Source organism: Xanthobacter sp. DMC47 (genome assembly GCF_056313845.1).
In genome coordinates this window covers 1,571,362-1,595,871 of record NZ_JBQUZM010000004.1, presented here as the reverse complement: position 1 = coordinate 1,595,871, position 24,510 = coordinate 1,571,362, and the positions used below count along the sequence as shown (strand labels likewise).

Below are 24,510 nucleotides of genomic sequence, written 5' to 3'. Positions count from 1 at the left end.
TCCCAGCCCGCCGGAGAGACGGACCCATGCCGCGCCTCGAGATCGATTTGCCGCTCTCCCTCACGACTGCGCTGGAGCAGGAAGCCGCCCGCGCCGGCAAGGATCTCGGCGCGCATGTCCGCGCCATCCTCGCCGACCACCTCAAGGCCGAGGTCCACACCGTGTTCCAGATTTCCACCTCCGGCGCGCTGGTGGCGGGGGTGTATGACCGGGAGGTCAGCGTCGGCACGTTGCTGGAGCATGGTGATTTCGGGCTCGGCACCTTCGCCGGGCTCGACGGGGAGATGGTGGTGCTGGACGGTAAGGCCTTCCAGGCCCGCTCCGATGGCGAGGTGCATGAGGCGCCGGCCGACGCGGGCTCGCCCTTCGCGGTGGTGACGCGCTTTTCCGCCGACCGGGTGGGGGAGACCGGGGACGTCACCAGCTTCGATGGCCTCGGCGCCGCCTGCGACTGCTTCCGTTCCTCCAACAACATCTTTCACGCCGTGCGCCTCGATGGGCGGTTCAGGAAGGTGAAGGCCCGCGCCGTGTGCCCGCCCAAGCCCGGCACCCCGCTCGCCGAGGCGGCCAAGACCCAGAGCGAATTCACCTTCGAGGATGTGGACGGCACGCTGGTGGGCATCTGGTCGCCCTCATACTCCGCCGAGTTCAGCGTGGAGGGCTACCACTTCCACTTCCTCTCCGACGACCGCAGCCAGGGCGGCCATGTGCTGGAGGTGGAGGCGGGCCCGCTGAGGATCGCGGTGGAGAACCTCACCGACTTCCACCTCATCCTGCCCGAGACCGAGCACTTCCTGAAGGCGAACCTCGACCAGGACGTGGCGGCGACGCTGAGCAGCGTGGAGCGCTCGCACGCCTGAGCGAGGCCGGAGGGGGACCGCCTGCGGCGCCCCGCTCAGGCCTTCGCCTTGGCCGGCTTTTCCGGCACGTGCCAGACCTTGGACATGGCCCACGACACCAGCGCGCCGACGAGGCAGCCGAGGATGATCTCGCCCACCCGCCGAACCCCGATCTCCATGCCCGAGAGGTTGGAGTGCGCGGAGACGGCGGAGGCGACCACCAGCGCGGCGGTGATCGGGCACTGGCGCCACATGGTGGGAATGCGCACCAGATAGGTCGAAGCGAGCGCTGCCAGCGCCATGGCGAACGGCAGCTTCCATTCGTCCACCCCGCCGAACAGCAGGAACAGGATGCCCACGGCGCAGCCGAGCAGGGCATTGACGAAGCGGGCGCGGAAATTGGCGAACGCCTGCTTCACCTGCGGGTCGCTCGCCGCCACCATGGAGGCGATGGCCCAGATGGGGTTGAGCCCCGCCAGCACCTTCAGGAGCAGCCACAGGAGCGTGCTGCCCACGAAGATGTTCACCGCCAGATGGACGCCGAGGAATTCGTCCCCGCGCATCCGCTCCAGCAACGGCCGCTTCGCCATCTTCAGGCTCACTCGTGCGCCTGGGGCGGGTTGCCCTTGAGGCGATAGACGAGGCCGGTCTTGGTGGTGCCGAGGGACAGCCAGTCGCGGGTCGTCTGCTGCAGCTCGATGAAGAACAGGCGGCAGCGCTGGAGCGCCTTGTCGTGCAATTCGTTGCGGCGCTCGAACTTGGCCTGGAAGGCGAATTCGCCGCACATGGGACGGTGGGTGCCGCGCTCGCGCCAGATGGCGATGTTGGCATTGGCAGTGACGCCCTTGCCGAAGTCGAGCACGCCGAGGTCCTGCAGCACCTCCTCGACGATGGTCTGGTTCACCAGCTCCACCCGCTGGTCGGCAAGGGTCTTCAACTGGCCGAGGACGGGGAACACCTGCGCCAGGGTGGACATGGCGGTGTTGTCGCCTTGCGGCGCCTGGCTGATGCCGAACTGCACATTGTGCGAATAGAGCATCCGGTAGCCGCCCACCTGGTCCTTGAGGGGCAGGGCCTCGGCCTTGAACTTGATGCGGTACTGTCCGGCGATCAGCGGGCGCACGTCCAGCTCCGCCGCCGTCTTGAGGTCCGGATGGCGGAACTTGAAGACGATCTCCGGGTCTTCCGCGGGAAAGCCGTTCTCGTAGCGGATGCGGCGGCGCAGGATGAAGGCGTTGTTGTAGAGCCCGAAGTCGGCGGTATCGAGGAACAGAACCTCGCGCACTTCGGGCTTCAGCACGATGCCCTTGTCGGAGAAGTCGATGCCGAACTTCTTGGCGGTCTTGGCCATGATCTTCCCGTATTCCAGGAAGGCCTTGGCCGAGGTGAAGCGTTCGGGCTTGAGGATGAGCTTGCACTCGAGATAATGGATCTCGTCATGCGGGCTGCCGTCGCTGTAGACGCGGCGCTCGGCGTCGGTCTCGGTGCCGCTCGATACGGCCGCAACTGCCTTGGTCATCGCTTCTCCCCCTTCTGGTCAGTTCAGGCGCGCCCCCCGGTGCGCCCGCCGTCAAAAATGTGGCTCGACGCGCGTGGGCTCGTCTTCGGTTCGCCGGTGGAAGAGAAGCTGCCGCATCCGGTCCGCGCCGATGGCGCGCGTGACGTTCTTGAAGGCGAAGAAGGGCAGCAGCGACACGAACAGGATCACCGACACGAGCAGTGCCCCCATCAGCCCGCCGCCGCCGACCTCGATCTCGCTGGCGGTAATGGCGTGGCCGGTAAATTTCGCCACCACCGACCGCTCGATGACGTGGAAGACGAGGAAGAACAGGGTGCAGATCACCGCCTCGTAGAGGATGACGAGGATGAGCGGCCGGCCCTTCAGCCAGCGCGCGACCTCGAGATCCTCGATCACCAGCATCACCTTGGCGAGCACCAGCGCGTTGAGGAAGGCGAAGCCCTGGAAGGTCATGGTACCGCCATGGGCGCGCTCCACCACCGCCTGGTTCAGCACGAACAGGCCGAGCAGCACCCACAGATAGAGGAACAGGAACAGGAAGCTGCGAATCTCCCGGATGGCCAGTTCCTTCAGGGCCGCGGCGCGGCCGCCTCCGGTCGCATTGCCCTCAGGGCGCCCCTCGCTCATGTCCGATCTCCCCCGGTTCCGGCCTGCCGCACGTCCGCGCCGTGGCGCGGGATGGCACGGTGCGTGGCCGACGCGCCGGGCGCGACGCCAACCTTCAGCACACCGGCGATCTCCGCGACCTCGGCCCCGGCGCGCGCGTGCCGGATGCTGCGCTGCGTGCCGGGCGCATAGATGTGCGGGAAGGCGCCTGCAAAGGCAATAAGGACAGGTTCAAGCTTTCTCGCCGTGACAGGGCCGCCGCGCAGGGTGCCGGCGCGGCAGGCGGACGCGGCGCGGGGCCGGGGCAGCGCGCCGGAACGGCACGAAGGAATCGACATCACGGTGGGCGTCTTGATGGCTGCGCGTCCGATGAGGGTGAGACTTTCCCCCCGCGTCGCGCCGACGGCGCGTATGTGGCGCGGGAAAGCCACGGTCCATCGGGCATATAGCAGGAGGCGCCTGCGCTCACTTGCGATTTTGCGACTGAAATGGAAATGTTCCGCCCTCGTACAGCCTTGCGCTGGCACGCGTTTCGCAGGATCGGGACATGCCGGAGGGATCGCAGCGGGTGGGGGCGCTGGTTCATGTGCCCGACGTCTTGCGCGGTCTCGGCGTGGAGCCTGGCGAGGTTCTTGACGCCTGCGGCCTCGCGCCCGACGCCATCGCCGATCCCGAAGGCCAGATCCCGTTCACGATGGCGAGCCGCCTCTTCCATGTGGCGGCCGGGCGCTCCGGCTGCCCGCATTTCGGCCTGCTGGTGGGCCAGAGGAACGCCAGCGAGAGCCTGGGCCTCGTCGGCCTGCTGATGCGCAACGCGCCCACCTGGGGCCGCGCCATCCTCGACCTCGCGGAGAATCAGCGCCGCTATGTGCGCGGTGCGGTCCCCTACGTCATGGAGCGGGAGGGCGTCGCCTGGAGCGGCTATTGCGTCTACCAGCGCAATGCCGAGGGCGCCGAGCACATGGAAGACGGCGCCATCGCCATCGGCTTCAACCTGATGCGCGAACTGTGCGGCGCCCGCCCCTCCGAGGTCTGGCTGGCGCGCCGCGCGCCGGCCGATCCGCGCCCCTATCATGCATTCTTCGGCGTGCGCGTGCGGTTCGACAGCAGCCATTCGGCGCTGGTGTTCCCGAGCGAGGTGCTCCGGCACAAGGTGAGGACGGCCGATCCCGCCCTGCGCGCCGCGCTGGAGGAGCGGGTCCGCACCTACTGGGCGGTGGACACGCCGAAGATGTCGGATCGCGTCGTGCGGCTGCTGCGCTCGCGCATCCTGTTCCACGATGTCCAGGTGCAGACCATCGCCGACGCCCTGTCGATCCATCCGCGCTTTCTTGAGCGGGCGCTGAAGGAGGAGGGGACCACCTATCGCGACCTTCTCCTGCAGAGCCGGGTGGAGGTGGCCCAGCGGCTGCTCACCGGCACGCGCCTCAGCGTGACGGAGATCGGCACCGCGCTCGGCTACAGCGACACCAGCGCCTTCAGCAACGCCTTCCGCCGTGTCGCCGGCGTGCCGCCCTCCGCCTGGCGCGCGCGCATCCCGGCCGAGCGTTCGGCCCAGGCCGGGTGAGGCCGGCGCGGCCCGGCTTTCATCCCGCTTCACGTGCCCGGCGCGCCGGGATGCGTCGTCGGCTTGGACCGTTTGTCCAATCGTGCCGTGCGGGCGCCTCACCATAGTGGGGCCATCCGCGATCACAGCACGACGGACCCAAGATGACCGCCCACGCTCTTTCCAGGCTGGGGGCCTGGCTTGCCGCCCGGCCCGACCGGCTCGCGGTGGTGAATGCCCTGCTGCTCACCGCCATCCTGATCCTGCTCGGCAGCGCGGACCTGTTCCGCTTTGTCGGCGGCGCCGCCATCCTCCTCTGCGCGGCGGCGGTGCTGGCCCGCGCGGTGCGGCGCCTCGCGCGGAACCCGCTTCCCCTTCATCCCTACGATCTGGCGCTGCTGCTGGCGCCGACGGGGATCGCCGCCGCGCTCGCCGCCGGGGCGCTCGCGCTGGTCGCCGCCCATCCGCCGGGCAGCTTCGCCCACACGCTCGGCCTCGTTCTCTTCACCATCGAGTTTGCGCTGCTCGCGCTGGCGGCGAGCGATGCCGAAGGCGCGGCCTTCGGCGGTCCGGCGAGGGCGTGATGGACTTTCCCGTCTTCCATCTCGACGTCCTCGGCAACCGCGGCCTCATCGCCACCATCGCCATCCTGCACGTGCTCATCAATCACGGCCTCGCGGTGGGGCTCATGCCGCTCGTCGCGGCCATGGAATGGTACGGCCACCGGCGCGGCGATGCGCGCTGGGACGCTCTGGCCTACCGCATCCTGTTCGTCGCCTTCCTCATCACCACCACGGTCGGAGCGCTGACGGGCGTCGGCATCTGGCTGTCGGTGTCGCTGGTGAACCCCTATTCCATCGCCAGCCTCATCCGCGTCTTCTTCTGGGCGTGGTTCGTGGAATGGCTGGTGTTCATCACCGAGGTCTGCCTGATCCTCGCCTATACGCTCACCTGGAAGACATGGGCGACGGGCGCCGCCAAGGTTCGCCACATCCGCCTCGGCTTCGCGCTGGCCTTCTTCTCCTGGGTGACGATGGCGATCATCGTCTCCATCCTCGGCTTCATGATGGACCCGGGGAACTGGCTCTCCCGTCACACCCTGTGGAGCGGCTTCACCAATCCCGTCTACCTGCCGCAGCTCGCCTTCCGCACGCCGCTCGCGGCTGCCATGGCGGGGGTCATCGCCATGTTCCTCGTGCCCTTCTTCGTGAAGCGGGACGATCCCTTCCGGGCGACGGCTCTCCGGGCCATCGCGGTCTGGACGCTGGTGGCGGCGCCGCTCGTCCTGGCCGGCGGGCTCTGGTACTACGCCGTCGTGCCGGAGGCGATGCGCGAGAATTTCGGCGTGGCGCTGGCCAGCCTGCAATTCGCCGAGTGGCAGCAGAGGTTTCTGGAGATCGCGGTGGTGACCGTGGTCGCCATCCTGGCGGTGGTGCAATGGGCCATCGCCCGGCCGCAGCTGATGCCGCGTGTTGTGCTCGTCGTGCCGTTCGTCGCCATCCTGTGGATGACCGGGCATTTCGAGCGGGTGCGCGAATTCGTCCGCAAGCCCTATGTCATCGGCAGCTACATGTATGCCAACGGCTTCCGGGTGGACGACTACGCCCTGCTCCAGCGCGACGGCGTGCTCGCCTATGCCACCTATTCCAACCCGCTGACTCCGGCCGAGAAAACCGGCCTGCCCGAGGGCCTTGCCGAGCCGGAGCGCGCGGCGCTGCTGACGCGCCTCCAGGCGGGCAAGGACGTGTTCATGAACACCTGCTCGCGCTGCCACACCGGGCACGGGGTGAATTCCATCACCGGCCATCTCCAGCGCATGTTCGGCGACCAGCCGTGGAAGAGCGAGCTGACCGCCGGCTACATCGAGAACATGCACGAGGCCCAGCCCTTCATGCCGCCGTTTCCGGGCAACGGGCGGGAGCTGGAGCTGATGGGCGCCTATCTCGAGCACCTCCAGCACAACAGCGCGCCCATTCCCGGCGCGCAGCAGGCGGGCGTCGTCGTCATCACCCCGACGCTGCGCGCCGCCCTCACCGGCGCCTTGCCCCTCACCCAGGCCTCCGCAACGCCCCCCACGGGGGAGACCGGCACGCGATGAACCCCAACATTCCCGTTCCCCACGACATTCCTTTGCCCATGCCGGCGCCGGAACCGGTGCTCGTCCTGGTGCTGATCGTCTTCTTCCTCATGCACATCGCCTTCGTGAACTTCATGGTGGGCGGGGCATTGCTGTCCTTCATCTATGAAGCGCGCGGGCTCAGGCAGAAGCGCTACGACCGGCTCGCCTATGAGATCGCCTCCACCATCACGGCCAACAAGAGCATCGCGGTGGTGCTGGGGGTGGGGCCGCTGCTGGCGATCAACACGCTCTATACGGTCTATTTCTACAGCGCGAACGCGCTCACCGGCGCGCTGTGGGTGTCCATCATCCCGCTGGTGGTGATCGCCTTCGTGCTCACCTACATCCACAAATATCTCTGGCACCGCATGGAGCGGATGAAGGCCCTGCACCTCGCCATTTCCGGCGTGGCGTGCCTGCTCTTCCTGTTCATCCCGCTGATCTTCCTCGCCAACGTCAACCTGATGCTGTTCCCCGAGAAATGGGGCGAGGTGCACGGCTTCCTCTCCGCCCTCGCCTTGCCCAACGTGCTGCCGCGCTATGCCCATTTCGTGCTGGCGTGCCCGGCCATGGCGGGGCTGTTCCTCGTCTGGCTGTTCCGCCGGCGGAGCGAGGCGGCCATCGCCGACACCGGCTTCAGCCGGGCGGAACTCATCCGCCTCGGCTACCGCTGGGCGTTCTGGCCCACCATGGCCCAGTTCCTCGTCGGCCCCGTGGCGCTCTTCACCCTGCCGCAGACGAGCGGGCCGCAGGCCGGCGCCTTCGGCCTGTTCGGCCTCTCCATCCTCGTGTCGCTGGCGCTGTGCGTGGTGATGATCCGCGAAATCCGTGGGCCGGATGGCGCCATCGGCCGCATGTTCGGTCTTGCCGCGTCTCTGATGCTGGTGGTGGTGGTGCTGATGGGCGCCGGGCGGCATCTCTATCGCGAGGCGGCGGTGGGTGCGCATCGCGAGATGGTCCGCGCCAAGACGCTCGACTACATGCGCAAGGCCGAGGAGGCGCGCCGGCAGGCGGCGGCAGCCACCGCCGGGGCGGGGAGATGATCGCAGTCCCCGGGGCCGGGCCTTCCCCCACGGCGGAAAGGTCGCGTTGCCGGACCGGCCGCCGGGGCGCTAGTGGTCGCGGTCAAGCTGCCGCAACCGGGGAGTGATGTCGGCATGAGCGTGACGGCCATCGAGAGCGACGCCACGCGCGACAATCTGCGGCTGCTGATCTCGCTGCGCTGGCTCGCGGTGGCGGGGCAGATCGTGGCCATCGCCGTCGTGCATCTGTGGCTGGGCATCGCCCTGCCGCTGGCGGAGATGGGGCTTGTCGTCCTGTTCCTGATCGGCCTCAACCTCGTCAGCCTCCACCGCGCGCTCGGGGCGGGGGAGGTCAGCGAGACCGAACTCGGCATCGAGCTGCTGCTGGACGTGGCCGCGCTGACCCTCCAGCTCTACCTCAGCGGCGGCGCCACCAACCCCTTCATCTCGCTGTTCCTGCTGCAGGTGATCCTGGGTGCGGTGCTGCTCGCGCCGCCCATGGCCTGGATCATCGTGCTGGTCACCAGCCTGTCCTTCATCTGGCTGACCCACTTCTACCGGCCGATCGATTTCGGCAGTCACGGCGGCGCCCATCATCATGGCGAGCGCACTTTCTTCGACCTGCACGTGCAGGGCATGTTCCTCTGCTTCCTTCTCGCCTCGGTTCTCGCGGTGGCGTTCTTGACCCGCATCACCTCCAATCTGCGGCGGCGCGATGCCCACCTCGCCGAGGCCCGGCGGCGCGCGGCGGAGGAGGAGCACATCGTGCGCATCGGCCTCCTCGCCTCCGGCGCCGCCCATGAACTCGGCACGCCGCTGGCGACGCTCTCGGTGATCCTGAACGACTGGCAGCACATGCCGCGCTTCCGCGACGACCCGGTCTTTGCCGGGGAGCTTCAGGAGATGCAGGCGGAGATCGGCCGCTGCAAAAGCATCGTCTCCCATATCCTGATGGTCGCCGGCGAGGCGCGGGCGGAAGCGGCGCAGCGCGGCCCGCTGTCCGACTTCCTGGACGGGATGGTGGAGAACTGGGCGAAGAGCCGCCGGCCCGCCGCGCTGGATTATGCCAACGCGACGTCGAAGGGCGCGGCCATCACCGGCGACGGCGTGATCCAGCAGGCGCTGTTCAACGTGCTCGACAACGCGCTGGAGGCCTCGCCCGCCGGCATCGGCATCCGCGCGGCGGAGGAGGGCGATGACCTCGTGATCCGCGTCACCGACAAGGGGCCGGGCTTCGCCCCCGATGCCCTGACGCAGCTGGGCAAGCCCTTCCAGTCCAGCAAGGGAGAGGCGGGGCGGGGGCTGGGCCTGTTCCTCACCATCAATGTCCTGCGCAAGCTGGGCGGGGATATCGAGGCCGGCAACCTGCAGGGCGGCGGCGCCTTCGTGGAACTGCGCGTGCCGCTGGAGGCGCTTGCCGTGGACCATGCCGATGTCGCCTGACACCAACCTGCTCCTGGTGGAGGACGATGCGGCCTTTGCCCGCGCCCTCCAGCGCTCGTTCGAGCGCAGGGGCTACAGCGTCCGCCACTGCGGTCGCATCGGCGACCTGCCCGAGGTGCTCGGCGATTTCTGCCCCGGCCGCGCCGTGGTCGACCTGAAGCTGTTCGACGCCTCGGGCCTCGAATGCGTGCAGCACCTGCACGCCTTCGATCCGCAGATGAAGATCGTGGTGCTGACCGGCTTCGCCAGCATCGCGACGGCGGTGGAGGCGATCAAGCTCGGCGCCTGCCACTATCTCGCCAAGCCCTCCAACGCCGACGACATCGAGGCCGCTTTCGCCCGGCAGGGGGGCAATCCGGACGTGCCGCTCGGCGTGCGGCCCAGCTCCATCAAGACGCTGGAATGGGAGCGCATCCACGAAACCCTGGCGGAGACGGACTTCAACGTCTCCGAGACCGCCCGGCGTCTCGGCATGCACCGCCGCACCCTGGCCCGAAAGCTCGCCAAGCGCCGCGTCACCTAGGGCAGGGGCTGCAATTGTGCGATGCAGCATGCGCGATGTTGCGCCGCATTTGGCGGCCGAAGGCGCTGGGTATATGATTGGTCTTCAAAACCAAGCTCGTGACCCAGATGAACACCGAAGACGAATTGCGAAAGGTCCTGATGCCGCTGGTGCTTGTGGCGGCGCTGTTCGCGGCCGCGGCGCCGCGCGCGGTCGGGCAGCCGATTTCGCTCTCGGCCGTCTCGAAGACGCTCGCCCAGTGGGGCGAGGCTTACGCAGCGTCCGAATCCATGCTCCAGCTGGGCAACTGAGCAGCCTCAGCGCGCCCGCGTCTCACCGAGATCGCCGGACGCCCGTGATGTTTGCCACACGCCGCCGGCCTTCTCCGTCGCGGCGGCGGGGATCGACCGGGCGGCCTGAGCGCAGGTGAGCGCGATCATGTGGAACACGTCTTCCTCAGAGCAGCCGCGCGAGAGGTCGTTGGCGGGCTTGGCGAGCCCCTGAAGCACCGGCCCGATGGCCTTCGCCCCGCCCATCCTCTGGGCGATCTTGTAGCCGATGTTCGCGGCGTCGAGATTGGGGAAGACGAACACGTTCGCATCCCCGCGGATCGCCGAGCCCGGCGCCTTGGCCGCGCCCACGGCCGCGACGAAGGCGGCATCGAACTGCAATTCCCCCTCGATCACCAGATCCGGCTCCGCCTGCCGCACCAGGCGCACCGCCTCCACCACCTTGTCCACACGCTGGTGCCGCGCGCTGCCGTTGGTGGAGAAGGAGAGCATGGCCACCTTCGGCATCAGGCCGGTCATCGCCGTGTAAGAGTGCGCGGCGGCGCGCGCGATGTCGGCCAGCTCCGCCGCGTCCGGGTCGATCACCAGCCCGCAGTCGGAGAACACATAGGCCCCCTTCTGCTGGTGGTAATCCTCGCACAGGATCATGAGGAAGAAGCTGGAGACGATCTTCGCCCCCGGTTCGAGACCGATGATCTGGAGCGCGGCGCGCACCGTCTCGGCGGTGGTCGCCACCGCGCCGCCCACCGTGCCGTCGGCGTCGCCCTGCCGCACCATCATGGCGGCGAAGGCGAGGGGCTCGCGCATGCGCCGCCACGCCGCCGCAAGGTCCATGCCCTTGGCGTGGCGCAAGAGGTGCAGGGCCTCGGCATAGGCCTGGAGGCGCGGGGATGTGGCGGGATCCTCGATGGCGATGCCCCGCGCGTCACCATCGAGGGCCGCCATCACCTCCTCGTGGGGGCCGAGGAGGATCGGCCGGGCAATCCCTTCCTCAACGGCGCGGCGGGCGCCGGCCGCGATGCGCGGGTCGCTCCCCTCGGGCAGGACGATGCTGCGGGGGGCGGCACGCGCGGCGTCGATGATGCGGTCGAGGGCGAGCATGGCCTGCATCTCGGGGCTGGAGCTGGGGCAGGAAAAGGCCGGGCGGAGCGTGCGGAGGGGCGGCCCCGCCCGGTTCTCAGTCAGCGCGCGATCTGCTCGCGCATGTCGGCGCGCACGATGCCGGCCACCGGCACCGGCTTCTTCATGGCATCCCGGCGGAAGGGTTCGCCGAGTTCCTGGTTCAGCACCACCTCGATGAAGGTGGTGATGCCCTTCTTCTGTTCCTCGGCGGCGGTGTGGATGGCCTCCTTCAGGCTCTCCGGCGTATCCACCCGCACCCCCTTGAAGCCGCAGCCCTCGGCGATCTTCGCGTAGGAGAGCTTGGGGTCCAGTTCGGTTCCGACGAAGTTGTTGTCGTACCAGAGCGTGGTGTTGCGCTTCTCGGCGCCCCACTGGAAGTTGCGGAACACCACCATGGTCACCGGCGGCCATTCCTCGCGGCCGATGGAGGTCATCTCGTTGATGGAGATGCCGAAGGCGCCGTCGCCGGCAAAGCCGAACACCGGCACGTCGGGGCAGCCGATCTTGGCGCCGATGATGGCCGGGAAGGCGTAGCCGCAGGGGCCGAACATGCCCGGCGCGAGATATTTCCGGCCGATCTCGAAGCTCGGATAGGCATTGCCGATGGCGCAGTTGTTGCCGATGTCCGTGGACATGATGACATCCTTCGGCAGCGCCGACTGGATCGCCCGCCACGCCTGACGGGGGGACATGCGGCCGGCGTCGCGGGCGCGGGCGTCCTCGTTCCAGCGGGTGCCGGGATCGTCGTCCTCGTGGTCCATGGAGGCGAGTTGCTGGAGCCAGCGCGAGCGGGTCTGGTGGATCAGCGCGCGGCGCTCCGCCCGGCCCGCGTCACCGGCGCCGGGTGCGAGCTGGCCGAGCAGCTGGCCGGCGACTTCCTTGGCATCGCCGCAGATGCCCACGGTGATCTTCTTGGTGAGGCCGATGCGGTCCGGGTTGATGTCCACCTGGATGATCTTCGCCTGCTTCGGCCAGTAGTCGATGCCGTAGCCGGGCAAAGTGGAGAAGGGGTTGAGGCGGGTGCCGAGCGCCAGCACCACGTCGGCCTGCGCGATCAGCTCCATGGCGGCCTTGGAGCCGTTGTAGCCGAGCGGGCCGACGGCGAGCGGATGGCTGCCGGGGGCGGCGTCGTTGTGCTGGTAGCCGGCGCAGACGGGGGCATCCAGCCGCTCGGCGAGCGCCATGGCCTCGCCGATGGCGTTGCCGATGACCACGCCCGCGCCGTTGAGGATCACCGGGAACTTCGCCTGGGAGAGGATTTCGGCCGCCTCGGCGATGGCGTTGCGGCCGCCGGCGGGACGCTCGAGGCGCACGATCTGCGGCAGCTCGATGTCGATCACCTGGGTCCAGAAATCACGGGGCACGTTGATCTGCGCGGGGGCGCAGGCGCGCCAGGCCTTCTCGATGACGCGGTTGAGCACCTCGGCCACGCGGGAGGGGTCGCGCACCTCTTCCTGGTAGCAGACCATGTCCTGGAACATGGCCATCTGGGAGACTTCCTGGAAGCCGCCCTGGCCGATGGTCTTGTTGGCCGCCTGGGGGGTGACCAGCAGCATGGGCGTGTGGTTCCAGTAGGCGGTCTTCATGGCGGTGACGAAGCCCGTTACGCCCGGCCCGTTCTGGGCGATGGCCATGGCCATGCGGCCGGTGGCGCGGGTGTAGCCGTCGCAGATCAGGCCCGCATTGGTCTCGTGGGCGCAATCCCAGAAGCGGATGCCGGCCTTGGGGAAGAGGTCGGACACCGGCATCATGGCCGAGCCGATGATGCCGAAGGCCTCGTTGATGCCGTGCGCCTGCAGGACTTTGATGAACGCCTCTTCGGTGGTCATCTTCATGACGGAAAAATCCTCTTGGAACCTTGGAAGTCTTTGGGGAGAGGGAGGCGGCGGCCGCGCGCCGCCTCCGGAGGGGGCCGGTCAGCGCGCGGGCTGCCGGACCGTTTCGGTCGCGGGGCGCGCGGCCGGCGATAAGCGGGTGCCGGGGGCCGGCACCTTGATCGCCAGCGCCGAGAGCATGGACACCAGCGCCGCGAACACCACGTAGGCGCACACCTGCCAGGGCTGTCCGTCGCCGCGGGCGAGCAGATAGGTGGCGATGATGGGGGTGATGCCGCTCGCGACGATGCCGGAGAACTGGTAGACGAACGAGATGCCGGTGTAGCGCACCCGGGCGTCGAACAGGTCCGAGAACAGCGCGGCTTCAGGCCCGTAGCACATGGCGTAGAGCACGCCGAACGGGAACACGATGCCGAGCGCGATCAGCGGCAGCGAGCCGGTGGAGAACAGCCAGAAGGCCGGGAACGCCACCAGGGCCAGCAGGGCGGAGCCGATGGCATAGGTGCGCGGGCGCCCCCATCTGTCGGACAGCTTGCCGAACATGGGAATGGTGAACACCATCACGAACGCCGCGAGCGTCACCAGCCACAGGGCCGTCGTGCGGGGGATCTTCACGTAGTTCGCCAGATAGACGATGGAGAACACCGCGAAGACGTTGAAGAACACGCCGTCGATGTAGCGCACCCCCATGCCAAGCAGCACGTTGCGCGGATACTCCCGCAACATGGTGAAGAAGGGGATGGCCTCCGCCTTGTTGGCGGCCTTCACCTGCTCGAATTCCGGCGTCTCGTGCACCTTCAGGCGGATGTACATGCCCACGATGATGAGCACGACGGAGCCGATGAAGCCCACGCGCCAGCCCCAGCTCATGAACTGCTCGTCCGGCAGCATGGAGACGATGGCGGTGACGCCCGAGGCGAGGCACAGGCCGAGCGCCAGGCCGATCTGCGGGATGGAGGCGAAGAAGCCGCGCTTGTCCTCCGGCGCGTATTCATACGCCATCAGGACCGCGCCGCCCCATTCGCCGCCGATGCCGATGCCCTGCGCGATGCGCAGCAGCAGCAGCAGGATGGGCGCGGCAACGCCGATCTGCGCATAGGTGGGCAGGAGGCCGATGGCCACCGTCGCCACGCCCATGATCATCAGCGTGATGATGAGCATGCTCTTGCGGCCCAGCTTGTCGCCGAAATGGCCGAAGATGAGCCCGCCCACCGGCCGCGCCACGAAGCCCACCGCGAAGGTGGTGTAGGCGAGCAGGATGGACACCACCGGATCATCGCCCGGAAAGAACAGCTTGTTGAAGACGATGCCGGCGACGATGCCGTACAGGAAGAAGTCATACCACTCGATGGTCGCGCCGATGACGCTGGCGCCGACCACGCGCCTCAGCTCGCGACTTGAAGCTCCTGCTTGCCCAGCCATTGTTGTTTCCTCCCGTCATTGATTTGATTTGGGGCGTTGTCTCGCCCGTTTCCGTTGTTCATCACGTCCTCCCGGATCATGTCGGCGGCTTTTTCTCCGATCATGATCGCGGGAATGTTTGTGTTGCCGGACACGAGGCTCGGCATCACGGAGCAATCCACCACCCACAGGCCATCGACGCCGCGGACCCGTAGGCGCGGGTCCACCACCGCATCGCGGTCGGCGTCGGGGCCCATCCGGCAGGTGCCGGCGGGGTGGAAGATGGTGGCGCCGTATTCGCGCGCGAAGGCGAGGAGGCCCTCGTCGTCGGTGACGCCCGGACCGGGCAGCTTCTCTTCCGCCACATAGCTCTTCAGCGGCTCGGTGGCGGCGAGCTTGCGGGCGAACTTCATGCCGCCGATGGCGCAGCGGCGGTCTGTGTCGGTGGCAAGATAGTTGGCGGTGATCTTCGGCGGCGTGAGCGGATCGCCCGAGCCGAGCCGCACCCACCCCGTGCTTTCCGGCCGCAGCTGGCACACCGAGAGGGTGAAGCCGGAATAGTCATGCACCTTGCCGCCGGCCATGTCCGCCGAGAGGGTGCCGATATGGAACTGGATGTCCGGGGTCTTCGATTCCGGCAGCACGCGGGTGAACAGGCCACCCTGGTTGATGCCGATGGCGAGCGGTCCGCCGCGGAACACGAGATATTCGAGTCCCATCTTGATGCGCCCGAACAGGGAGTTCAGCGCGTCGTTGGTGGTGATGGGCTTGGTGCAGCGATAGAGCAGGCGCAGCTGGAGGTGGTCCTGCAGATTGCCGCCGACGCCGGGGCTGTCCACATGGACGCCGATGCCGTTGGCCTTCAGGTGCTCGGCCGGCCCGATGCCCGAGAGCATGAGCAGATGCGGCGACTGCACCGCGCCTGCCGAAAGGACCACGCCGCGGCGCGCGCGGATGACCTTCACCTGCCCGCCGCCGCTCACCTCCACGCCCACCGCGCGGCCATTCTCGAACAGCACGCGGCGCGCCTGCGTCTCGGTGAGGATGGAGAGGTTGGCGCGGCCCTTGGCGGGGGTGAGATAGGCCTTGGCGGCGCTGACGCGGAAGCCGTTGCGGGTGGTGAGCTGATAATAGCCGACGCCCTCCTGCCGGGCGCCATTGAAATCCGCCGTCTCCGGCACGCCCAATTTGCGGCCGGCTTCCTTGATGACTTCGATGAGCGGGTGCTTGCGCGGGATCGAACTCACCGTGACCGGCCCGCCGGTGCCGTGCAGCGGGTCGTCCCCGAAGCGGGTGTTGTCCTCGAGCTTGCGGAAATAGGGCAGCACGTCGTCGAAGCCCCAGCCGGTGGCGCCGCGCGCCGCCCAGCCGTCGTAATCCTCCTTCTGGCCGCGGATGACGATGAGGCCATTGATGGAAGAACAGCCGCCGAGCACACGGCCACGGGGCCAGTAAATCCGCCGGTCGCCCATGGTCGGCTCGGGTTCCGTATGGAAGCGCCAGTTGAGGCGGTCGTTCCACATGGTCTTCCCGTAGCCCATGGGCACGTGAATCCAGGGATTGCTGTCTTTCGGCCCGGCCTCCACCAGAGCGACGCGGCTTCTGCCGTCTTCACTCAGGCGATTGGCCAGAACACAACCCGACGACCCGGCGCCGATGACGACGAAGTCGAAGTTTTCCTCGCCTTGCATGGCAGTTTCCTCTCTGCGGACCTGACGATGCGACGAAGGGATGAGATGAGTCAATCCAAATTTTGAAATGAAACGTCTCATTCAATGAGATTTATGTTGTGCGCTGCGAAGGGGCGCCTGTGCGGGTGCGTTGTGTTTGACAGCCGGGTGCCAGCCGCTAAGGCTGCACGTAGCGAGAGGCTGGCGATTCAGATGGCCAAGGCAAAACAGCAGCTGGAGAGCGTGGAGAAGCCGGAGCGGCCAGAGGAGCGCGACAACGCCTCGGCCATGCTCCGGGCGCTCGACCTCCTCGGCGAGATCGCCCGCTCCGAGACCCCGCTCGGCGTGCCCGAGCTGTGCGTGCGCCTGTCTTTGCCCAAGCCCACGGTCCACCGCCTGTGCCAGAAGCTGGAGGCCGAATCCTATCTGCTGCGCGAGCCGGACGGCCGGCGCTTCGCGGTCGGGCCGCGCTTCCTGCGCATGGGCTTCGACATGCTGCGCAATTCGGTGAGCGCGGAGCGGCGCAGCATTCTGGAAGGGCTCGTGGACGTGGCGGGGGAGACCTGCAATTTCGTCACCCGCGTCGGGTCCGAGGCGATCTATCTCGACCGTGTGGAGGCCGCCTGGCCGCTGCGGATGCACCTGGAGGTGGGCTCGCGGGTGCCCATGCACTGCACCGCATCCGGCAAGCTGTTCCTCTCCGCCATGCGCCCCGTGCAGCGCCGGAGGATTCTGGACTCCCTGCACCTCAAGGCCCAGACGCCGAACACCATCACCACCGTCGAGGAGCTGGAGGCGGAGCTGGAGCGCATCGCGCAGCGCGGCTACAGCACGGACGATCAGGAGTTTCTGGAAGGCCTGGTGGCCATCGCCGTCCCGGTGAAAGACCGGCGCGGCATGGTGGTGGCCGCGGTGGCCTGCCACGGCCCCTTGCCCCGTTTCTCGCTGGAGAAGGCGAAGGCCCTGGTGCCCAACCTCAAGGACGCAGCGGAACGGCTGGCTGCCACCCTTCCCGATTCCGGCGACGACGACACGGACGCCTGACGCGCGGCGGACGGTCGATCCGGGCGGACCTCCCCCGGCGGGGAATGGTCGCCATGTGCGGCGGCCTCTAGCATCCGGGCCATCCACGGCGTCCGGCGCCGGCATCGATTCGAGAAGGTCCCGCATCATGACGCAGGCCCCGCGCGCGCCACTCCGCGTGCTTCTGGTTGTTCTGGCCTCGGCCGGTCTTGCGTCTGCCGCCTGCGCGCAGGAGAGGATGCGGCCCGGCCTCTGGGAGGTGACGACGGAGATGGCGCCGGCCCGTCCCGGAATGGCCGGCCTGCCGGGCATGGGCGCCCCGCAGCAGCGCTGCATCTCGGATGCTGAAGCGGCCCAGGCCAACGGCACCGCTGCGCAGGTGCGCGCGGCCCTCGCGGCCGAGGCGAAGGACTGCACCTTCGACGACGTGAAGGTGGAGGCGGATCGCGTCTCCTACCGCCAGACCTGCGGCGATTTCGGGCAGGTCTTCGATGTCCGCTACGGGGCCGACACCATGGACGGCACCATCACCATGAAGGGTCCCGGCGGCGCCCGCACCATGCGCACCAAAGGCAGGCGCATCGGACCCTGCCGCTGACGGGTGCGTGGCCCATGGACAGCTTCAATGCCTCACGCACGAAGGTCGGCGACATGAAGGCGAGGCTCAGGCGGGGCGTTCTCGCTCTCTTCACGGTTCTGCTGCTGCCCCACGCCGCGGAAGCGCGGGACGCGGCGCCCGGCGAGGACGAGGTGAACGCGGCCATGGCGCGAAGCGCCGATTATCGCGGAACGAAAGTCACCCGCATCAAGGGCTGCTTCCCCGCCGTCTCCGAAGATGGCGTCTCCGACCCGCGCCATGAGGACTGGTATTGCGGGGCGGAGGGGACGCCGCTGCCTTCGGATGCGCCGTTCCTCGAATTCGCCATCCGCCGCAAGCGTGGCCCGCGCGGGTTCGAGATGCTGGTCGGGGAACTGGGCGGCGGCTGCCCGAAGGCGAAGACCCTCGCCCGCGACCTCGGCCCGCTCGTGACGCGCAAGGGCGTGGTCGGCCTGTTCGATGACGACCGCGCGACCATGGGATCGCTGAACATCGCAGGTCCGGACGGCCGCCTCGTCCTCGCCTGCACCTATCTCGGCCGGCTGGGCAAGAACCATTACCAGATCACGGTCGGCTTCACCTATGACGCGCAAGGCTACCATCTGCGCCCGGGTGCGCAGGAAGAAGTCTTCGACGCCGACGGCAAGGTGGTGGACGCGCCAAAATAAAGGCCCGCAGACCGATGCCCGGCGCGCGCACGGGCGACGGCCTCCGGCTCCACGGCCTTCCCTACAGCCGCCGCGCCGCATTGCCTGCCGGGTCGCGCCGTCCTAGCCTTGCCGCATCCACGAACGGCCGCGGCCGACGCGCGGCGCGGGGCAGGGGACGGATGCGGAAGGCGGCGCGCAAGGCGTTAGAGGACATCGCGGTCACCGCCCGTTCCGGCGGGGAGATCGCCACCCTCGCCCCGCTTCTGTGCCGGCTCACGCGCAGCTATGTCGGCGCAGCGGCGGTGGCCCTGTTCTGGATGGATGAGGAGGGCCGGCCGGTCGGCTTTCACCACGAGGACAGCCCGGCCGACGCGCGCGACCTGTTCGCCAACGAGTTCCACCGGCTGTTCGTCGGTCCGGAAGAGATCAACGTCGCCTCCCTGTCGCGCAGGGGCGGGCAGAATGTCGGGCATCTCATCGACCCGCCGGCGAGCTACTACCGCTCCAACACCTACAATCTGCTGGTGCGTGCGAGCGGCCATCACCACGCGCTGGACCTGCGCGTGGATATCGCGGGCCGCGCCCGCATCGTCATCCTCGCCTTTCGCGAGCACGGGCGGCCGTTCGGCATGGAGGAGGCAGTGTTGATCCAGCGGCTGGAGGCCGTCCTCGCAAGGGCCCCGCAGGCCGCCGTGGCCGAGCGCTGGGTGGCACGGGCCCCCCAGGGGCACTTGGTGGTGGATGCCGATGCCCGGACCCTCCGCTTCCTCGATGACGCGGGAGCCGGAATGCTGTCGCACTGCTCCCTGGTGGGGCAGGGCGTGCGCCTGGCCGGGACACCCGGCGTGGCTCCGCACTTCGTCGCCGACCTGTGCCGTGCCGCGCGGAACACGCGCCTGCCTTCCAGCGGCTTCGCCCTGGTGCCGGCAGGGCGGCTCGCCATGTGCGCGCAAGAGATGCGCGCGCCCTCGGAAGCCGGCACGGGGGCCTTCATCGTGACCCTGGAGCAGCAGGTGCCCCTGTCGCGCGCGGCGCTGGACATGGTGATGGAGACGCGGCTCTCCCCGACCCAGAAGCAACTCGTCGTCGCTGCGGCGCGCGGCCAGCGGCGGGGCGAAGCGGCGGCGGACCTGGGGGTGAGCCCGGAGGCCCTCAAGAAGCATCTTGCCGCCGTCTATTCCACGCTCGACCTCCACGGCTGGGAGGACATCGCCGATCGCGTCCGCCGCCATGCCGCCCCCTGATGGAGCGTCACCGCGTGGATGGCGGACGCTGAGGGGGCTCCCCGGCCCCCACTCCGTGGCGAGATCCTGCTGTGCCACGGGGGCATTCCGTTTCGCCGGCGGGCGCGATATGAGCGTCAGCAATACCAATGCACAACGAAACGCCCATGCCCGAAACGCGAATGCCCGAAACATCCACCTCCCCTGATCAGAAGGTCGCCCTCGTCACCGGTGCGGCGCGGGGCATCGGCCTTGCCGTGGCCCGCAAATTCCTCGCCGACGGCTGGCGGGTGGCGCTGCTCGATATCGAGTCCGCGCTGCTGCACGAGGCGGTCGCCACTTTGGCGGAACCCGAACGCACCCTTGCCCTCGTGTGCGACGTGGCCGATGCGGCGGCGGTCGCGGCCGCGGTGCAGGCGATCGACGCCCGGTTCGGCCGGCTCGACGCGCTGGTCAACAATGCCGGCGTCGCCGTGTTCAAGCCGATCCTCGAGACCTCGGACGCGGAGTGGAGCCGGGTGCTCGACGTCAATTTGTCCGGCCCGTTCCACTGCACCAAGGCCGCCGCGCCGCTGATCGCCCGGCAGGGCGGCGGGGCCGTCGTCAACATCACCTCCATCTCGGGGCTCAGGGCCTCGACCCTGCGGGCGGCCTACGGCACCAGCAAGGCCGCGCTCGCCCACCTCACCAAGCAACTCGCGGTGGAACTCGCGGGCATCGGCATCCGCGTCAACGCGGTGGCACCGGGGCCGGTGGACACTGCCATGGCCAAGGCGGTGCATTCGCCCGCGATCCGCGCCGATTATCACGACGCCATCCCGCTCGCCCGCTACGGTCTGGAGGAGGAACTGGCCGAGGCGGTGCTTTTCCTGTGCGGCGACAAGGCGAGCTACATCACCGGACAGGAGCTTGCCGTGGATGGCGGCTTCGATGCCGCGGGCATCGGCCTGCCAACCCTGCGCGGCGCCGCCCGCCGCGGCTGAGCGTTCGCTCGACGGACGCGGGGGGCGGGGCGCGCCATCAGGAGCGCCTTGGCGGCTTTCCCTTCGGCCTTCCTTCGGAGGAGGTCGGGCGCCGGCTTTTCTGCGGGCGCTCGCTCTTGCCGTGACCCGGCGGCCGGGCCTCGCGCGGCTTCTCGAACGCGGCTTTCCCCTCGAACCCGGTCTTGCTCCGCTCCGCCCTGCCCTCGGCCACCTTCCCCGGCGGGGGGCCATTGCGGAATTTCCGGCCGCGGGCCGGCTTCTCGGAAGCCGGCGGAGCGCCGGACGGCCGCCCGCGGGCGGGACGCTGGGACTGGCCCGCGGGCTGGCCCTGCGCCGGCTCGATGACCACATCGTCGCCCTCCGCCCTGCGGGCCGCCTTGCTGAAGCGGTCGGCGGCGGCGAGGCTGACCTCGAAGGCGGTCTCCTCATCGAAGATGCGGATGACGCCGATTTCCTTGCGCGTCACGTTCCCGCGCCGGCAGATCAGGGGCAGCAGCCATTTGGGGTCGGCATTGTTGCGGCGCCCCACATTGAGGCGGAACCAGACGCTGCCGGCGCCCGACGACCCGCCGAAATCCCGGTCGGCCGCCCGGTCGCGCGCGGCGCGCGGCTCCCCCGGGTCGGCGACTTCCTCCGGGGCCGGCAGGCCGGTCCGGTAGAGGCGCACCAGCGCGGCGGCCAGATGCTCCGGCGAGTGCGCGGCGAGCAGCGCAAGGCCGGCGCCGGCATCCTCTTCGTTCGGCTCATCGGTGACCACGGGATCGCGCAGCATGCGCTCGTGGTCGAGCTTGCGGATCTCCTCGGAGGTCGGCGGGCCGGACCATGCGGGCCTGATGCCCAACCCCCGCATCAGATCCTCGGTCTTGCGCCGGCGGAACGGCGGCACCAGCAGCACGCTCACGCCCTTGCGGCCCGCCCGGCCGGTGCGGCCGCTGCGGTGCTGCAGGCTCTCGGCGTCGTTCGGCAGCTCGGCATGGATGACGAGGCCGAGGTTCGGCAGATCGATGCCGCGCGCCGCGACGTCGGTGGCGACACAGACCCGCGCCCGTCCGTCCCGCAGCGCCTGCAAGGCGTGGTTGCGTTCGTTCTGGCTCAGCTCGCCGGACAGGGCCACGGCGGAGAATTGCCGCTCCTGGAGCATGGCGTGCAGGCGCCGCACGGTCTCCCGCGTGTTGCAGAACACGATGGCGCTGGGCGTGTCGTAGTAACGCAGCACGTTGACCACCGCATGCTCCACCTCGGTCGGCGCGACGCGCATGGTGCGGTACTCGATGTCGGCGTGGCCGCCTTCCGCGCTTGCCACCTCGATCCGCAGCGCGTCGCGCTGGTAGCGCTTGGCGAGGGCCGTGATGCCGCGCGGCATGGTGGCCGAGAACAAGAGGCTCTGCCGCTCCGGCGGGGTGGCGTCGAGAATGAATTCGAGATCCTCGCGAAAGCCGAGGTCGAGCATCTCGTCGGCCTCGTCGAGGACGGCCACGCGCAGCGCCGAGAGGTCGAGGCGGCCGCGTTCCAGATGATCGCGCAGGCGGCCGGGGGTGCCGACCACGATATGGGCGCCCCGCGCCAGCAGGCGCTGTTCCTGGCGCGGGTCCATGCCGCCGACGCAGGAGACGATGCGGGCGCCGGTCGCCGCATAGAGCCAGGCGAACTCGCGCTGGACCTGCAGCGCCAGCTCCCGCGTCGGCGCCACCACCAGCGCCTGCGGCGCGCCCGCGAACTCGAAGTGCTCCGCGGTGCCCAGCAGCGTCTCGGCCATGGCGAGGCCATAGGCGACGGTCTTGCCGGAGCCGGTCTGGGCGGACACCAGAAGGTCGCGGCCGGAGGCCTCGGGCGCCAGCACGGCGCTCTGCACCGGCGTCGGGTTGGTGTAGTCCCGTTCGGCGAGGGCGCGGGCGAGCGCCGGATTTGTCGTCAGGAAGGGCACGGCTGGGTCCGCCTATCTCGCGGTATCGTCAGGCGTCGGAGGGGAGCCGTCTGACAGGAAGTGTTCCCCCCTTCCTAATAGGCTGGACGCCCGGAAGCCACAGCCGCCGGGGTGCGCTTCTCCGGCGCATGGCTCGTTTCTCGTGAAGCTGCGGCATAATGGTGCCGGTGGCCAGGGCCTGCCGCCATCCGAATCCCCACGGGCTTCGGCCTTCGCCCCTCAATTGCCGCGCGGCGGGCGGCGGATGTCTTCATAGAGCACGTGCAGGCGCTCCAGCGACCGCAGCGAGCGTTCCGGCTCCGCCGCGGCGAGGCCGAACACGATCATCTCCAGGCAGGCCAGCACCACCCCGTGGAGCGGAACGGTCTCCGACTTGCCCCGCGGCACCTTCACCACCACCTGCGCCTGCTTGCCGAAGGCGGGCGAGGCGGCGCCGGTGAGCAGGATCATCGGCACATCCAGCCGCCGCGCCTCCTCGAGCGCCGCCACGCCCTCGCGATGGGCGCTCGCCTGTCCCATCATGATGAGCACGTCGCCGCGCCGCATGGCGAGCAATTGCTCGCCGAGCGCGATGCCGGTGCGGTTCAGCGCATAGGCATGACGGCCGTTCCGGACGAGGAGGCGGGCCACATAGTCGGCGAGGATGGCGGAGGCGCCGATCCCGAAGATGCCGATCCCCTCCCGCGTCCGCATCAGCTCGATGGCCGCGGCGATGGCCCGGCGGTTCTCGGGGCGGGTGACCTCCTCGATGCCGGCCATGTGTCCGGCGCGGACGAAATCGATAGAGGCGTCCAGGTCGCGGGCCAGCTGCTCGGTGGTGGAGGTCATCTTGTCGGCCGAGGAGACGATGCCGCCGAGGAAGCCGGCGAGCGTACCCTTGAGGTCCTTCAGTCCATCGAAGCCGAGCGCCTGCACGGCGCGGATGACGGTGGCGTCCGAGGTGCCGGTCGCCGCCGCGATCTCCAGCGCCGACTGGCCGAGCACGGTGCGGCGGTTTTCGTTGATGTAGTCGGCCACGACCTTGAGCTGCGGCGAGAGGCTCGCCCCCCGGCTGCGCAGGCGCTCGCCGAACCGGTCCGTCCTGGCCTTGCGTGCCTGTGCCGTCATCCGCCTGCCGACCCTGCCCCGCCTGCGTCCCGAGGCCCGGGATGCTGGCACAGGCGAACGCGGTTTTCCATGCGTCAGCAAATGTTTGGAACGAGTCCGAAGAGACGGGGCCGTGTCAGCGGCGCGCAGCCCGGAGCCGGATCACCTCCGCCTCCACCACGGCCGCCACCAGATTGAGCGCGGCAAAGGTATTGGAAATGGTCTCATCCCTCGGCAACAGCACGTAGCGGCCCTCCCGGCACGCCTTCATCAGACGGCACCAGCCGGGCATCACCTTCTCCATGTCGGCCATTTCCGCCGCCGGCCCGTGGCCGAGGTCGGAGCGGAAGGTGCCGAAGGCGAGATCGGCCTCGAGGTCGGGCAGGCGCTCGGCGCTGACATCCATGCGGCCCCCCTCGGGGATGGCCTCGGCGATCTTCGGAAAGCGGAAGCCGGCATCGCGCAGCACCCGGCCGAGGGCACGGTCGGTATGAAAGACGGTGATCTTGCCCTGGTTCGCCTGGAAGCTGACCACCGTGAGGCTGGCGGTGTCGACGAGGCCGCGCAGCTGCGCGATCTGCGCCGCATAGCGGGCCTTGAGCGTAGCCAGCCGGCCCTCGGTTCCGGTCAGCGCGGCGAGCTTCCCATAGATGGCGTCCGGCCCGCCCTTCAGATGCTCGATGCTCACGGTGGGCGCAATGCGCTCCAGCTGCGAGACGGGCGTGTCGCGGGTAGGCGAGGTGATGATGAGGTCGGGCTTCGCCGCGGCCACCGCCTCGATGTCGATGGCGTTGGCGCCGATGAAGGCGATGGGCGCGGTGTCGAAATCCACGCCGGTCAGCAGCTTTCCCGCCCGCAGGAACCGCGTGCCGTCGGGCCGCACCCGGCCGTGGCTCGCCACGGGGACGACGCCGAGTTCGATCAGCGGCAATGTGATGTCGAGGTCGTGCAGGGAGACGATGCGCTGCGGGCGCACCGGCACCTCCACCGTGCGGCCGAGATCGTCGGTGAACGGGCGCGTCTGCGCGTGGGCGGTCCCCGAATGGAGGGCGAAGGCGAGCGCGAGGGTCGCGAGGCGGAGAAGGGGGGTGCGGGGTAGGGCGGTCATG

Annotated in this window: 24 protein-coding genes; 13 read left to right on the top strand and 11 right to left on the bottom strand. The window is 69.0% G+C overall.

From position 1 onward, the window contains the following. Window positions 1-26 precede the first annotated feature (26 nt). Complete coding sequence (gene budA / locus ACT54R_RS19270) at window positions 27-860, top strand: acetolactate decarboxylase (RefSeq protein ID WP_476328851.1); 834 nt, start codon at window positions 27-29, stop codon at window positions 858-860. Between the two features lie 35 nt (window positions 861-895). On the opposite strand, the gene ACT54R_RS19265 is transcribed toward budA, so the two are convergent. The 4 genes from ACT54R_RS19265 to ACT54R_RS19250 are packed head-to-tail and all read right to left on the bottom strand — an operon-like array spanning window position 896 to window position 3,395. Then, a complete protein-coding gene (locus ACT54R_RS19265; RefSeq protein ID WP_476328849.1) occupies window positions 896-1,429 on the bottom strand; it encodes an FUSC family protein in 534 nt (177 codons plus the stop codon). Window positions 1,430-1,437: 8 nt separating this feature from the next. Next, a complete protein-coding gene (locus ACT54R_RS19260; protein ID WP_476328848.1) occupies window positions 1,438-2,358 on the bottom strand; it encodes a hypothetical protein in 921 nt (306 codons plus the stop codon). Between the two features lie 51 nt (window positions 2,359-2,409). Then, window positions 2,410-2,985 carry a hypothetical protein gene (locus ACT54R_RS19255; protein ID WP_476328847.1) on the bottom strand — a complete coding sequence of 192 codons (576 nt, stop codon included), beginning with the start codon at window positions 2,983-2,985 and terminating at the stop codon, window positions 2,410-2,412. Continuing rightward, window positions 2,982-3,395, bottom strand: coding sequence for a hypothetical protein (locus tag ACT54R_RS19250; RefSeq protein ID WP_476328845.1), 414 nt, complete (start codon window positions 3,393-3,395; stop codon window positions 2,982-2,984). Before ACT54R_RS19250 ends, ACT54R_RS19255 begins: the two co-directional genes overlap by 4 nt. Before the next feature lie 116 nt (window positions 3,396-3,511). Between ACT54R_RS19250 and ACT54R_RS19245 the strand changes: the two genes are divergently transcribed. The 7 genes from ACT54R_RS19245 to ACT54R_RS19215 all read left to right on the top strand — a co-directional run bounded on the left by ACT54R_RS19245 (window position 3,512) and on the right by ACT54R_RS19215 (window position 9,907). Continuing rightward, a complete protein-coding gene (locus ACT54R_RS19245) occupies window positions 3,512-4,531 on the top strand; it encodes an AraC family transcriptional regulator (RefSeq protein ID WP_476328843.1) in 1,020 nt (339 codons plus the stop codon). 143 nt (window positions 4,532-4,674) lie between these two features. Further along, window positions 4,675-5,094, top strand: coding sequence for a hypothetical protein (locus tag ACT54R_RS19240; RefSeq protein WP_168462144.1), 420 nt, complete (start codon window positions 4,675-4,677; stop codon window positions 5,092-5,094). Then, on the top strand, window positions 5,094-6,608 hold the full coding sequence (locus tag ACT54R_RS19235; protein WP_476328840.1) for a c-type cytochrome: 1,515 nt from the start codon (window positions 5,094-5,096) through the stop codon (window positions 6,606-6,608). Before ACT54R_RS19240 ends, ACT54R_RS19235 begins: the two co-directional genes overlap by 1 nt. Then, window positions 6,605-7,672: a hypothetical protein gene (locus ACT54R_RS19230; RefSeq protein WP_476328838.1), complete on the top strand. Its 1,068-nt coding sequence runs from the start codon at window positions 6,605-6,607 to the stop codon at window positions 7,670-7,672. The genes ACT54R_RS19235 and ACT54R_RS19230 overlap by 4 nt, the downstream gene beginning before the upstream one ends. A 114-nt stretch (window positions 7,673-7,786) precedes the next feature. Then, complete coding sequence (locus ACT54R_RS19225; RefSeq protein ID WP_476328836.1) at window positions 7,787-9,094, top strand: ATP-binding protein; 1,308 nt, start codon at window positions 7,787-7,789, stop codon at window positions 9,092-9,094. Then, a complete protein-coding gene (locus tag ACT54R_RS19220) occupies window positions 9,084-9,617 on the top strand; it encodes a response regulator transcription factor (protein WP_476328834.1) in 534 nt (177 codons plus the stop codon). The genes ACT54R_RS19225 and ACT54R_RS19220 overlap by 11 nt, the downstream gene beginning before the upstream one ends. A gap of 98 nt (window positions 9,618-9,715) precedes the next feature. Further along, a complete protein-coding gene (locus ACT54R_RS19215) occupies window positions 9,716-9,907 on the top strand; it encodes a hypothetical protein (RefSeq protein ID WP_476328833.1) in 192 nt (63 codons plus the stop codon). 6 nt (window positions 9,908-9,913) lie between these two features. On the opposite strand, the gene pta is transcribed toward ACT54R_RS19215, so the two are convergent. The 4 genes from pta to ACT54R_RS19195 form a co-directional block, all read right to left on the bottom strand. Then, on the bottom strand, window positions 9,914-10,987 hold the full coding sequence (gene pta / locus ACT54R_RS19210) for a phosphate acetyltransferase (protein ID WP_476328831.1): 1,074 nt from the start codon (window positions 10,985-10,987) through the stop codon (window positions 9,914-9,916). 80 nt (window positions 10,988-11,067) lie between these two features. Next, window positions 11,068-12,843, bottom strand: coding sequence for a sulfoacetaldehyde acetyltransferase (gene xsc / locus ACT54R_RS19205; RefSeq protein WP_476328829.1), 1,776 nt, complete (start codon window positions 12,841-12,843; stop codon window positions 11,068-11,070). 81 nt (window positions 12,844-12,924) lie between these two features. Next, window positions 12,925-14,265 (bottom strand): MFS transporter, encoded by a 1,341-nt coding sequence (locus ACT54R_RS19200; RefSeq protein ID WP_476328828.1) that lies wholly within the window; start codon window positions 14,263-14,265, stop codon window positions 12,925-12,927. Then, window positions 14,229-15,935 (bottom strand): GMC family oxidoreductase, encoded by a 1,707-nt coding sequence (locus ACT54R_RS19195; protein ID WP_476328826.1) that lies wholly within the window; start codon window positions 15,933-15,935, stop codon window positions 14,229-14,231. The genes ACT54R_RS19200 and ACT54R_RS19195 overlap by 37 nt, the downstream gene beginning before the upstream one ends. A gap of 192 nt (window positions 15,936-16,127) precedes the next feature. Between ACT54R_RS19195 and ACT54R_RS19190 the strand changes: the two genes are divergently transcribed. From ACT54R_RS19190 to ACT54R_RS19170, 5 genes are all read left to right on the top strand, one after another. After that, window positions 16,128-16,958 carry an IclR family transcriptional regulator gene (locus tag ACT54R_RS19190; RefSeq protein ID WP_476328824.1) on the top strand — a complete coding sequence of 277 codons (831 nt, stop codon included), beginning with the start codon at window positions 16,128-16,130 and terminating at the stop codon, window positions 16,956-16,958. Between the two features lie 127 nt (window positions 16,959-17,085). Next, window positions 17,086-17,535 (top strand): DUF3617 domain-containing protein, encoded by a 450-nt coding sequence (locus ACT54R_RS19185; protein ID WP_476328822.1) that lies wholly within the window; start codon window positions 17,086-17,088, stop codon window positions 17,533-17,535. Between the two features lie 14 nt (window positions 17,536-17,549). Further along, window positions 17,550-18,203, top strand: a complete 654-nt coding sequence (locus ACT54R_RS19180) for a hypothetical protein (RefSeq protein WP_476328820.1) — start codon at window positions 17,550-17,552, stop codon at window positions 18,201-18,203. Window positions 18,204-18,364: 161 nt separating this feature from the next. Further along, window positions 18,365-19,429 carry a helix-turn-helix transcriptional regulator gene (locus tag ACT54R_RS19175; RefSeq protein WP_476328818.1) on the top strand — a complete coding sequence of 355 codons (1,065 nt, stop codon included), beginning with the start codon at window positions 18,365-18,367 and terminating at the stop codon, window positions 19,427-19,429. A gap of 146 nt (window positions 19,430-19,575) precedes the next feature. Next, entirely contained in the window at window positions 19,576-20,391 is an 816-nt protein-coding gene (locus ACT54R_RS19170; RefSeq protein ID WP_476328816.1) for an SDR family NAD(P)-dependent oxidoreductase, read from the top strand. A 37-nt stretch (window positions 20,392-20,428) separates the two neighbouring features. Here the strand turns inward: ACT54R_RS19170 and ACT54R_RS19165 are convergent, their stop codons facing one another. The 3 genes from ACT54R_RS19165 to ACT54R_RS19155 form a co-directional block, all read right to left on the bottom strand. Further along, window positions 20,429-22,315, bottom strand: coding sequence for a DEAD/DEAH box helicase (locus ACT54R_RS19165; RefSeq protein WP_476328814.1), 1,887 nt, complete (start codon window positions 22,313-22,315; stop codon window positions 20,429-20,431). A 219-nt stretch (window positions 22,316-22,534) separates the two neighbouring features. Beyond that, window positions 22,535-23,422, bottom strand: coding sequence for a MurR/RpiR family transcriptional regulator (locus ACT54R_RS19160; protein ID WP_476328812.1), 888 nt, complete (start codon window positions 23,420-23,422; stop codon window positions 22,535-22,537). Between the two features lie 115 nt (window positions 23,423-23,537). Continuing rightward, entirely contained in the window at window positions 23,538-24,509 is a 972-nt protein-coding gene (locus tag ACT54R_RS19155) for an ABC transporter substrate-binding protein (RefSeq protein WP_476328810.1), read from the bottom strand. Between the last annotated feature and the right edge of the window lies 1 nt (window position 24,510).